5 protein-coding genes and 1 pseudogene are annotated in these 13,406 nt (G+C 40.6%); all 6 read left to right on the top strand.

Annotated elements, in window-relative coordinates; translation table 11 throughout:
• The first annotated feature begins 186 nt into the window (after nt 1–186).
• The 6 genes and pseudogenes from BN587_RS09625 (at nt 187) to BN587_RS12005 (ending at nt 13,371) form a co-directional block, all read left to right on the top strand.
• Nucleotides 187–1,887: a ShlB/FhaC/HecB family hemolysin secretion/activation protein gene (locus BN587_RS09625; protein ID WP_021720913.1), complete on the top strand. Its 1,701-nt coding sequence runs from the start codon at nt 187–189 to the stop codon at nt 1,885–1,887.
• A 35-nt stretch (nt 1,888–1,922) separates the two neighbouring features.
• Nucleotides 1,923–10,058, top strand: a complete 8,136-nt coding sequence (locus tag BN587_RS09620) for a two-partner secretion domain-containing protein (RefSeq protein ID WP_021720912.1) — start codon at nt 1,923–1,925, stop codon at nt 10,056–10,058.
• On the top strand, nt 10,055–10,480 hold the full coding sequence (locus BN587_RS09615) for a hypothetical protein (protein ID WP_021720911.1): 426 nt from the start codon (nt 10,055–10,057) through the stop codon (nt 10,478–10,480). Before BN587_RS09620 ends, BN587_RS09615 begins: the two co-directional genes overlap by 4 nt.
• A gap of 46 nt (nt 10,481–10,526) precedes the next feature.
• A pseudogene (locus BN587_RS09610) lies at nt 10,527–12,170 on the top strand (hemagglutinin repeat-containing protein); the annotation flags it as partial.
• A gap of 204 nt (nt 12,171–12,374) precedes the next feature.
• A complete protein-coding gene (locus tag BN587_RS12010; RefSeq protein ID WP_303684960.1) occupies nt 12,375–12,689 on the top strand; it encodes a hypothetical protein in 315 nt (104 codons plus the stop codon).
• Entirely contained in the window at nt 12,664–13,371 is a 708-nt protein-coding gene (locus tag BN587_RS12005; RefSeq protein ID WP_368482942.1) for a TatD family hydrolase, read from the top strand. The genes BN587_RS12010 and BN587_RS12005 overlap by 26 nt, the downstream gene beginning before the upstream one ends.
• Nucleotides 13,372–13,406: the final 35 nt, after the last annotated feature.

Genomic DNA, 13,406 nt, shown 5'->3' with positions numbered 1-13,406 from the left:
AGTACTCGGTAGATTGTATAATGCATTTGCACACTTAAAGATAATCAAAAATCTATATTATTTCCCGCTTTTAGAGTACTCATGAAAATAAATTATTCACAAATCAGAGTTTCTATGATAGAATCATCTTAGGAATATTTTAATTAGAGTTACTGAAATTATAAAATATTTTAAGCAGGTGATTTTGTGGGAAAAGGATTGCTGGTTTCGTCAATAGCTTTGGCAGCAGGTTTTTTATTGCCTGTATATGCTGATGCAGCACCCGTAGATACACAACAACAGATAATTGCTCAGAAAGAGCAGGAGCAAGCTTCCAAACGCGCTGAACAGGATTTGCAGCATCGCGTTAGTCAGTCTATGGCTAAATCGCAGCAGCAAAGCAGCCGTTTGGAGGCTTTTGTTTTACCCGAGGAAGAGAACAGTTTTAGAATTAAACGTTTCGTGCTTTATGCACCAAAATATGGCTATAAATTTACTTGGATAGATGAATATCTGGCACAGTTTAACGGTCAGAGGATCGGTGTGAACGGCATCAATGAATTGCTGAAACGAATCAACCAGGAAATCATTAACCGCGGATATGTAACAACGCGAGCTTATGTTGGGGAACAGGATTTATCAAATGGTAAATTTGTCTTTTCATTAGTTCCTGGTATTGTGGGGGATATTAAATTCAGAAATGAAAATACCTGGGGTACATTGCATAATGCAGTTTGCATGAAGCGAGGTTCAATACTTAATATACGTGATATAGAACAGACCATAGATAATTTCAACAATGTGCCTTCGCAGAGTGCAGATATCAAGATTGAGCCGGGCAGTAATGAAGGTGAAAGTAATCTTGTTATAGATATTAAGCGCACAAAGCCCTGGACTTTAATGACTTCAGTAGACAACAGCGGCACTAAGACAACAGGCAGGGCACAGATGAGCGCAACATTGCAGCTGTTGCAGCCTTTTTCAGCGAACGATGTGTTTTACGCAAGCTGGAATGAAGATGCTACGCAATCAGGAGAACGCAAGGGAACAAGGGCGAACAGCTTGTACTACAGTGTCCCGTTCGGTAAGGAGCGGTTTACTTTCAGCCACAGCAAGAATGATTACCACCAGACTGTCGAATATGCGGTAAACCCTTTTGTTTCCAGCGGTAAATTTACAAGTTACAGCATCAGTTGGAATCATTTGCTGCAACGTGACCAAAAGAGTAAGACTGATTTTGAGCTTGGTCTTGTACATAAAACTCGCCACAGCTATATAGACGGCACAGAAATAGAGGTGCAACGCCAAAAGACAACTGCAATGCAGGTTGGTGTCAACCACAGGCAGTACCTTGGCGCAAGCGTATTAGATGCCTCGCTGAAATGGCAGAAGGGCTTGCCGTGGTATGCAGATGCAGGACCTACTGACGGTATGACGGATGAAGCAACAACGCAGTATAATATGTATCTGTTCAGCGCTAATTATACTGCTCCGGTGCCTTTTGGAAGCGGGTATGATGCGCAGTATAATGTTTCCGTGCGTGGGCAAAAAGCAGACCAGAGAATATATGGCAGTGAATTCTTTTCTATAGGGGGCTGGTACAGTGTACGTGGCTTTGATGGAGAGCAGACGCTTTCAGCAGAAGATGGCCTTGTAGTACGCAATGAGCTGCGTTTTCCTATAGATGATTTACCGCATCAGCTATATCTGGCATTGGATTATGGCAAGGTATCAGGACCATCTGCCGAATATTTATTAGGGACAGAATTAGTAGGCAGTGCAATCGGTATGCGCGGAAGAATAGGGGCTTTCAGCTATGATGCATTTGTTGGTTATCCGGTCAAGAAGCCGGAAGGCTTTAAGACTGCCAGCAGAACGTATGGCCTGATGCTTACAGCACAGATTTAAAGATATCGGTATAAGCCTTAGGATGGAGGGCTATTATGGGGAATTTGGGTAAGAACAGAAAGAAATTTTTGGCTTTGGCTATTGCTTTATCATTGCAGATGCAGGCAGTTATGCCTTGTTATGCAGCGGTTACTGCAGAAGCAGGTGGAGCGAATGTAAACGGTAATATAATCAATATAGTGAAACCGGACAGTAATGGCCTATCACACAATAAATTTACTGATTTCAATGTGGCTGGCAATGGTATTGTCTTCAATAACCATACAGGAAGCGCGCAGTATAATTCCCAATTAGCAGGAGCGTTGAATGCTAACGCCAATTTGCAGGGAAATGCAGCAAAGCTGATTCTTACTGAAGTAACAGGTACAGGCAAAACAAACCTGAATGGTATGCTTGAGATTGCCGGTACAAAAGCTGATTTAGTAATTGCCAATCCAAACGGTATTGTCGGCAAGGATTTTGGCTTTATCAATGTAGGCAGAGCTACGCTTACTACAGGTATGCCTGATTGGGGTGCTGACGGTAAGTTAAATGGCTTTTCTGTTGCAAAAGGTACTATAGATATCCAGAATGCTGGCTTAACAGAAGACCAACGCACAGATTACAGACCTGATAAATTAGATATTATGGCCCGTGCGATAAAAATTAATGATGAGCTTTGGGCAAATGAGGCGATAAATGTTGTCGCAGGCAGCAATGAGGTAAAATACAATACAGATGGCTCGTTAGAAGTCCATAAAACAACTGCGACTGCGGAAAAGCCACAGGTGGCACTTGATGTAGCTGCATTGGGTGGTATGTATGCCGGCAGGATTATGCTTGTAGGTACGGAAAAAGGACTGGGTATGAATATTGGCGGCAACCTGAAAGCGCAGGAGAATTTAAGCATTACCAATGACGGCAGGATTGTCTTTACTAAAAACGCTGGTAGCAATAATACTACGGACGGATTATCGAATAAGGATTACACATCTCTTACCTCCGATGGCAACGTGATGGTCAGCAGTACAGAAGACATTGAAAACAGCAGCGTTATAACAGCACAAAAGGATATGACGCTGACTGTTGGCGGCAAGCTGACCAACAGTGGTACCTTGGAAGCAGGTGCAGCTTACACTGCAGAAGAGGAAGAGGAAAATCCTAAATTTTTGCAGGACGCTGCAGCGTTAAGGATTACTGCTGATGAAATTGCCAACAGTGGCAATATCAATGCATCAAGTATATTGCATGTAAACAGTGCTAAAGCTATAAACAATGACGGATATATGCATAGCAGTGGCGAAGCAAGTATTTCTGCTGGTGGTATTCTTAGTGGCAGTGGCTCTATAGGTGCAAAAAGTAGCGTAAATGTTACAGCAGATAAGCTTACTTTAAACAAGAATAATATTTATACTATTGGCGCAGATGGTAAAATTAATAATACTACCGGTGTAAGCATTACAGAGATTAATCCTGATAAACCGGTAATCCCTGAGACGCCAAATCCTGAAGCCCCGCGTGAGGCAGAAGATTTTAAAGCGCCTGCCTTGCCTGATATAGCGCAAGCTTCTGGTGTTGCGGCTACGGTGAAAAAGGATAAGATAAGTGACAATGATTTAGATTTAGTGGCAGATGCTAACGCCAATGGTAAATATAAACCAATTATTGACAAGGCTGCTAATGGTGTTGACCTGGTGCAGATTGCGGAAGTGAACGGCAACGGTGTTTCCCGTAATTTGTACAGTGATTTCAACATTAAATCTACAGGCCTGATTTTGAATAACGCAACCAAGTACACTAAAACTGAGCTTGGCGGTTACATTGACCGCAATATGTTCCTTGCTGGCAAAGGTGCGAGTGTAATCTTAAACGAGGTTACCAGCAGCAATGCCAGCACGCTTAACGGATACCTGGAGGTTGCAGGAAACAAAGCAAGTGTTGTTATTGCCAATGCCAATGGTATAAGTGTTAACGGACTTGGGTTTATCAACACAGATAATGTGGTTCTCTCTACAGGCGCAGTGACGAATTGGGCAGACGGTAATTTAAAGTTTGGAAACAACAAGGGTGATATGATTATAGCCGGTGATGGCCTGAATGCGCGCACTCCTAAACAGTTGGAGATCTTCACGAACAACCTGCAGGTAGATAAAAGTGAAGTATATACCAATGAATTGCATATCAGTGCGGATGGATTAATGCAGAACACCGGTAAGATTGCTGCAACAGAAAATATGCAGATAAATGCTGGTGCACTTAAAAATAGCAGCTTGGGTTACATTGAAGCACAGAAAAATTTAACAGCTACAGTAAGTGGTGATGTGGAGCAGGATAAGGCTACCTTGAAAGCAGGCGAAGCTCTTAAGGTTTCTGCTGCAAAATTATCTAATACTAATAACAGCTTGATTTCTGCCGGAAATGATGCGGATATCAATATTGCTGCGTCTATTAGTAATAATAAATCTATCATCTTAGCAGGCAATGATTTAGACGTGAAGGCAGCTGATTTCATCAATCAGGATACTGCCCTGGTTAACTATGGGCAAAATGGTACGCTTGCTGTTGCTAATAGATTTGCTAATGACGGTGCAACAATCAGTGCGGATGGCAGCAGCGCACTGACAAAAATAACTGCAACAGATTTCAGCAATACTAATAAAGGCGCTTTTGTCAGCAAGGGCAGCCTGCGGTTAGAAGCAAGCAATACGTTGAATAATAATTATGCCAATATTTATGTTTCCGGCGATGGGGAAATAAAAGCAGGCATGCTGCTGAACAGTAATCTGGCTAATTTACATACCGGCGGGGATGCGAAAATAACTGCTGACACAATGCGCAGCAGTAAAGCAAGCGTTGACGTACAAGGCAATCTGGAAGCAGATTTAGGCAGTTTTACTAATCAGGACAGTGCATATTTTGGTATCGGTAAAAATGCTGTTATAAACACATCAAACGATTTCACGAATAAAGACCTTGGTAATATTTTTGTCACCAAAGATCTGACAATCAACAGCATTGGCGATTTCCTGAACGAAGATGGGTTGGTGGCTGTCGGCGGCAGTGGCACAATTTCTGCAACCAATATTACTAATCAGAACAAAACAGGCGTAAAGCAAGGCTCTTTAATCAATGCTGCAGGTGATTTGTCTTTAAATGCACAGGATACAGTTATGAACCGTTCCTCTGATATAGAAAGTGAAGGGAACATCAGTATCAAGGCGAAGAATCTTGTCAACAAGAAGGAGATTTTTGAAACAAGCTTTAAAGAAAGCCATGAGGATATTTCCTACAAGATACCGCATTTGAACGCACCTAATTATTATGATGCAGTGCGCAAATTTGACAGGCAGATTTTGACTGCGCAGATTGATAAAGAGACTGCGGATGCAAATATCATTGCCAGCGGTAACATCAAGATTGATTTGGACAAAGACCTGACCAACCATTACAGCAAAATAAAGGCAGGAAAAAATTTAACTGTCAATGCTGGCGGTACGGTAGAAAATGTTGGCTATCAGGGAACGATACATTACTATGACCGTGGTAATGATTACCATTACTGGAAGTATAAAAAGCATAGAAGAATGCATATCAGATGCCGTTGGGTTTATGGCACGACGGTTATTCCGTATTATGACCATACGATGCGAGACGAGGAGGGCACTGACAGCGAGTGCTTAAGCCTTTTGAGCGGTGTTGGTGGCGTAAAAATTAATGCTGCTGATATTGTAAATAAAACACATCAGGCAAAGGGAAAAGTAGGCGATTTGCCTGAAAGCGATGCTTATTTCAAGACGGATGCAGAAAATCATCTTACGGATGAAAAGCTTTACAAGGAAAAGCAGGATGTATCTACCAGCGTAGAAGGAAAGGCTGATGATAAGTCTGCAGCAGGCAAGGATAACCAAACAGGCGATAAATTGCCAGATATTTCCAGTCTGCATATCAACAGCAAAATCTTTAAGCTGACGGAAGATGCAACGGCGAAATACCTTATTGAGACGAACAAGAAATTTGCTGATTATCACGAGTTCCTTTCCAGTGACTACCTTTTGGAGCGTGTAAAGGCAGATCCGGAAAAGGTTGGCAAACGACTTGGCGATGGTTATTTTGAACAGCAATTTGTTTTGCAGCAGATTGGTACGCTGACTGGCAAGAAATATCTTGGTGATTACGGCAGCGATATGGAGCAGTTTGCTGCCCTGATGAACGCAGGCGCAGTAGTTGCGGAAGCAATGGATTTGAAGGTTGGCGTAGCCCTGACAGCAGAGCAGATGGCAAGCCTGACCACAGATATTGTCTGGCTGATGGAAGAAGTAGTCAACGGCGAAAAGGTTCTTGTACCGGAGGTGTTCCTGGCACAGGTGCGCAGCGAAGATTTGCGTCCTGATGGTGCGCTCATCGTAGGCGGTGAGGTAGAGCTGTACTCCAAGCAGGATATCAAGAACATGGGTAACATCAGGAGCGATGGTACTGTAGCTTTGCGCGCAGAAAATGTGGACAACAAAGGCGATATTACAGGCAAAAATTTAGCTGTTAAAGCAGAGAAAAATATTACCAACAGTGGCACCATGCGTGCAAAAGCAGATGCATTGCTGAAAGCGGAGAATATCACTAACGAAGCAACTGTTAGTAAAAAACAATATAAGGAGCTGAACCAGAAAAAGCTTGAAGCAACTGGTTCTATTAGTGCTGGGCAGAATCTGACGCTGGAGGCAGGTAACAGCATCACTAACAAAGGAGCAAATCTGACTGCAGGCAAGGATTTGACTTTGAATGCTAACGATGTTGATATCGTAACGGTAGCAAATGAAAAGCATGTTGCCGTAGCTTATGGCAGTTCTTCAGCAGAAATCCATGACGTGCAGCACCAGCAGAGCGCGCTGAGCGGCGAGAACATCCGCCTGAATGCTAAAAAGGACATCAGCATTGCTGGTGGTATTTTGAGTGCAAAAAATGACGTAGAGTTGAATGCTAAAGGCGATGTGAACCTGACTGCTGTGAAAGATTTATACAGCGAGGAAAGCGAAGTAGGCAAGCGTGGCAGCAACTATTACAACCATAACAAGCAAGTAGATGAAGCTGTAAAAGGCACTACTATAGCAGCGAAGAACGATATCAGCATTGCGAGCGGCAAAGATATCAATATAAAAGGCAGCAACGTAACCAGTGAAGCAGGAAAAGCAGACCTGGCTGCCAAAAATAATATAAATATCGCTAATGAAACAGAATACCACGAGCGTTTGCATGAAGAGCACAACAAGGTCAGTGGATTGCTTTCGTCCAAAACAACGGATATTTACGATTATAGTAAGCAGAATACTGTTGTCAGCAGTAATGTTTCTGCCGGAGAAATTGCGATTAGCAGTAAAAAAGATACTAATATTACAGGCAGCAACGTAGTTGCAGATAATGACGTAAGTGTAAAAACCGGCGGCAATCTGAATATCGGCAGTGCGGAGCAGACAAGCGAAAGCGAATACATAAAATCTGTCAAGAAGAGCGGAATTCTTAGCGGAGGCGGTTTAGGCTTTACCATTGGCAAGGAAAAGCAGAAGGACCAGTACGCTAATCAGAACGTTGAACAGGTGGGAAGCACAGTTGGCAGCGTTAAGGGCAATGTGAACCTGACCGCAGATAAGGCTGCTAACGTTAAAGGCAGTACTGTTGTTGCGGGTAAAGATATCAATATCACTGGCGAGAATATCAGCATTGAAAACAGCAATAGCGTTTATAATGCGCAGGAGAAGCATGAGTTTAAAAGAACAGGACTGAGTGTTTCGGTTGGCGGCGCTTATGTAGATGTTGTAAATAACGCAGCGAACAGCGTAAAACATGCAACAGATGTTGAAGATAAACGCCTTGGTGCTTTAGTTGCTGTAAAAGGATACAAGGATGCTGATAAAGCGATCAAAAATATTAAAAGCAATGGCGGTGGCAAGGTAAACGAAAACTTGTCTATTAATGTCAGCCTTGGCACAACGAAGAGCAAGAGTGAAAGTAATAGCACAACAACAGTAGCTAACGCCAGCGAAGTAAAGGCGGGCGGGGATGTTAATGTTACTTCTACGAAGAAAGATATTAACATCACTGGCAGCAATGTTGAAGGCAAGGATGTTACCTTAAACGCTAAAGAAAACCTTAACATAACTGCGTCTGAGACAACCAACAAGCTGGAACAGAATTCTCAATCCAGCAGTGCAAGTGTTGGCGTGGACTTTAACATCGCAACAGGTCAGGTAAGTAGTGTCACCATAAGCGGGAGCAAGAGCAACGGTGAAGTAGATGCCAACAGCACATCCTACAATGAAAGCACTGTAAAGGCGGATAAGAAACTTGACTTTACCAGTGGCAAGGACACCAACATTAAAGGTGGCAAACTGAGCGGTGAAAAGATTACCGGCAACGTAGGCGGAGACTTTAACATCGAAAGCAAGCAGGATAAGAATTCTTACAAAGAGAAGAACTCTTCTGCTGGTTTTGGCGTTGGTATTGATCTTAGCGGTAAGAATAAAAAAGATGCCATAGCAACCACAGATAAAAAAGACAAGGTTAGCAATGCTAATAAGACAGGTATCTTTGGTAGTGCTACAAAGAGTAATGTTGACAGCAACTACGAAAGCGTTACTGACCAGAGCGGCATTTACGCAGGCAAAGAAGGCTTTGATATTCGTGTAGAAGCTAATACTGACCTTAAGGGTGGTATTATTTCAAGTACTGCTGATGCTGACAAGAATAAGCTTTCGACAGGTACGTTGACTTTTAAAGACATTCAGAACAAGGCGGATTATAAAGCCGGAAGTATTGGTATCAATGTCGATACATCTAAGAATGCTAAGAAAAAAGATGCTGGTGTAACGCCTAACATTGGTGTAGGTACTAAAGATAATGCTGAAAGCGTAACCAAGGCAACTGTTTCTGAAGGTGAAATTGAAATCAGGGATAAAGGGAACCAGAAGCAGGATCTTAAAGACCTGAATCGTGATACCCAAAACAGCCTTAATAAGCTTGGTGAAATTTTTGACAAGACAAAGGTTGAAGAACGCCAAGAGCTGGCTGGACTTTTTGGAGAGATTGCTTATAAAGCAGTAGGTGATTTGGCTATAAAAAATGGCTGGCAAGAAGGCAGTGCTGAAAAGAACGCTCTTCATGCTCTTGTAGGTGGCATCATGAGCGAACTTACTAACAGTGGATTCTTGGCAGGGGCGTCTGGTGCTATGATTAATGAAATGATTCAGGATAAATTAAGCGATATGTTCAAGGATAATCCTGCAATGCATCAATGGGCAAATGCTCTTATTGGTGGCGTAGTAGCTCAGGTTGCAGCTGACAATGCGCAGATGGGAGCAGCTACTGCTTCTAGCGGTACGAAGAATAACTATTTGACGCATAAGCAATTAGACGATATGAAGAAGGAATTAGCTGCCTGCAATGGGAATAAAGATAAGGAGAGAAAAGTTAGAGAAAAATATGAGCTTATTGATAGCTTGCAAGATGAAATTTGGCTTGCTAAACATACAGAACTAAATAATTATCAAGAAAAAGTGGGTGTTGATTTAAATGGTAAGGATGTAATATTGACATCAGGTACTTGTGTTGTTCATGGCGATGAGAAAATAAAGCGAATAATAGAAAATAATGATTTGACTGGTAAGATAATAAAAATAGATCAAAATGAGAGTTATTATGCAGATGACAATGGAGTACTGTATAAATTACCGAATCATAGTTTGATAGAAAATATTTTTGTACAGACTAGTGAATCATTAATTGATAGAAATTATTTAAAGAATATGAAGGGTGATTATGAGTATCTATATTTAGGGTTGGGGATTGGGAAAAATTTTGCTGTTAGTAATGGTGGTATTATAGATAAAAAGGGTAATGTATATATCTTTGATCAGGAACAAGTAGGATTTGGGGCTTCTACTTTTGTGTATGGCGGATATGGAATTGGTATTATAGAAAATAGCGTCAAAAAGGATATTAAATATAATATTGTTGATATTATAGCCGGTTATAGTAGTGGCTTTGGTGCTTCAGCGGTTGCTAGCTCGGGTGTATCTGTTGCAGATGGTAGTAATATTTTAACTGTTGAAATTGGTGTTGAGAGTAGTGCTGGTACAACATTGTATGCTAGACGTCATGCGAGATATATAGGTAATATTTTAAGCAAGGAGATGGCTAAATGAAAAAAAATACAAAGATTATTATTACAATTTTGTTTATGATATTTGCCTTTAATCCTTTTGAGTTATATTATAATGCTAGAACACCATCGATATATCAACAAAGAATATACTTTGACAAAGAATTTTCGTTATTAAATCTTAATGAATTTCGAGAAAAAGAAAAGGAAATTTTTAAAAATAAAACTTATATTATAGTTCTTGAAAATGATACCAGAATGGATTATCAAAATACAATAAATATAATACAAAATAGATTTTCCAAAAATGATTGGCTGTTTCTAAATGAAAATAAAAATACAAGAGGGGAAAATACTAAGAATGTGATAATGTTATTTGAAAAAAAAGAATATAGAAGCGAAGTAGAAGTTTTTTCATCTGAAATAGTGCTTAGATTTTGGCATAAAAACTACTACGGAAAATAAGAAGGTGAAAATATGCTATTTTATAAAAAGATAGAACGTAAAACTAGATGCTAAAGAAAACCTTAATATAACTGCGTCTAAAAACACCAATAAAACAGAGCAAAGCAGCAAATCCAGCAGTGCAAGTGTTGGCGCAAGCCTGGAACTTGGCAAAGGACCAAGCTACAGCATTTCTGGCAGTATGTCCAAGGGAGAAGTGTCTGCAAATGGCACAACTTATAACGAAAGCAATGTGACTGCCACTAAAGATTTGAGCTTTGCAAGTGGCAAGGACACCAACATTAAAGGCGGTATGCTGAGCGGTGAAAAAGTTACTGGTAATGTTGGTAACGATTTGAACATCGAAAGCAAGCAGGACAGTAACAGCTATAAGGAAAACAATAAATCAGCTGGCGCAAGCATTGGGATTGGCAGTAATAAAGCCATTAGCGGCAGCGCAAGCGTAGGCAAAATTGACAGCAACTACAATAGCGTTACAGACCAGAGCGGTATTTACGCAGGTAAGGAAGGATTTGAGATTAACGTAGAAGGTAACACTGACCTTAAGGGTGGTATTATTTCAAGTACTGCTGATGCTGACAAGAATAAGCTTTCGACAGGTACGCTGACGTTTGAAGATATTCAGAACAAAGCAGATTATAAAGCAGGTGGAGCTGGCATCAAAGTAAACAAAAACAATGATGCAGAATACAATGAAAAAGGTATAACACCTGATATTGGCATGCCTGCAAGCGGAGAGTCTGAAAGCACAACGAAAGCTACTATCAGTAAAGGCACTATTGAGATTCGCGATAAGGAAAACCAGAAGCAGGATATCAATAAGCTGAACCGTGATAACCAAAACAGCTTGAATAGGCTTGGCGAGATTTTTGATAAGACTAAAATTGAAGAACGCCAGGAATTAGCTAATTTGTTTGGCGAATTGGCGTATAATGAGATACACTATATGGATGGCAGCAACGAACAGAAAGCTCTCTATCATGCTGTTGTTGGCGGGATTATGAGCAAGCTTACTAGCGGTGATTTTCTTGCGGGAGCAAGTGCTGCTGGAATAAATAAGCTAGTTATTGAAGAAATAGATAAGGTTGCAGGCGGTGATCCTGATAAGGCGCAGTGGGTTAGTGCTGCATTGGGAGCAGTGATTAGTGGCTTAGTGTCTGGTAATGTACAAGCTGGGGCAAGTACTGCTGCGAGTGGGACGAAGAATAATGAATATGGTGCTCGTCCATTGTATTCAAAACAAGATGGGGCATATATATATGTGCCGGGTGAAGGTTGGTATGTAGTTGTAGATGGAAAAGATGTGTATACACAAGAAACACCACCTGAGGGAGTTCCTTATTGGCAGAAAGATGAAGGGGGTAACTTGGGATGGGATTATATAAGGCATGATCGAAGTGATCAAAAAATAGATGATAAAATACTATATTGTAAATATATAATGATTAATAATAAAGCTTATGGTGTAACTGTATATGAGTATAATGACAATACTAAAAAAGCTATTATAAAAAACGGAATGACAATGTTAGCTGGAGCGCTACTTGCTAAGAATGCAAATTCTTTTGATAGTATTGATGCATTGTTTAACAATATAGATCCTAAAGATGGACTTGACTATAAATCAATACTAAAAGGCTCTACGATTGAAAACATTAGTAATTATTTAAGTAAGGTAGCAGGTAGGTGATAAAGTTTGAAACAAATAAAATTGTCAATTCGAAATATATTGATTTTTATATTTTATGGATGCATAGTGTTAAATATAGTTTTTTCTGCTTATGAACGATTTTATCCAGATGAAAAACATGATAAAATAAAAAAATTACATATAGCTACCCTAGATTAAAAAAAACAATATGCCGATTTAGACTTTCAGTTAGAGCCATATGCCGTGGATTGTGGTCTTGGTCGCAGTAAAATATCATATATCACAAATGATAAAGTATCGGAATTATTGCCAAAACAAGGATATATTAAAAAATATAGATATTACATTGTGCGTTATCAAAATAAATGGTATCTTAATATCGAAGAAGATACATATACAAATAAAATATATCCGTTTATTGATTTCTATTTATATAATAAGTTTGGAAAGAGCTTTAGTGGATATTTAAAAATGGTTTCTTTCTATTTGATGTGCGTTGGTATGCTTTTTGTTACCTATAAGCCATATATAGATTATAATACTAGAAGTAGAGATTAAGATACTGATTATAACCATAACTGCGTCTAAAAATACGAATAAAACGGAGCAAAGCAGCAAATCCAGCAGTGCGAGCGTTGGCGCAAGTCTGGAACTTGGTAAAGGCCCAAGCTACAGCATTTCTGGCAGTATGTCCAAGGGAGAAGTGTCTGCAAATGGCACAACCTATAACGAAAGCACTGTAACCGCCAATAAAGATTTGAGTTTTGCAAGTGGTAACGACACCAACATTAAAGGCGGCAAGCTGAGCGGTGAAAAGGTTACCGGTAACGTTGGTAACGATTTGAACATCGAAAGCAAGCAGGACAGCAACAGCTATAAGGAAAACAATAAATCAGTTGGCGCAAGCGTTGGCCTTGGCAGCAATAAAGCTGTCAGTGGCTCGCTGGAGATGGCGAAGGAGCTGGCTAAGCGTGGCTATTACTTTGGCTTCGGCGGTACGTCTACCTATAAGAATGCGCAGAAAGTGCGTGAGGTTATGCAGTATATTCCTAAGGAGCTGCTGCTGTTTGAAACCGACAGCCCTTATCTTACACCGGTACCGTTCCGCGGCAAGCGCAATAATCCCAGATATACGGAATATACGGCGCGTAATGCGGCGCAGGTGCTGGGAATGGATTTTGAAGAGCTGGCGGCAATTGCTACGGCGAATACCAAAAGATTATTCTGGAAGATAAAATAAAAGTACTCGGTAGATTGTATAATGCATTTGCACAC

It is taken from the genome of Phascolarctobacterium succinatutens CAG:287 (genome assembly GCF_000434895.1).
In the GTDB taxonomy this organism is placed as follows: domain Bacteria; phylum Bacillota; class Negativicutes; order Acidaminococcales; family Acidaminococcaceae; genus Phascolarctobacterium_A; species Phascolarctobacterium_A succinatutens_A.
The sequence above is the reverse complement of the archived record's forward strand: the minus strand, read 5'-3'. Positions and strand labels throughout refer to the sequence as shown.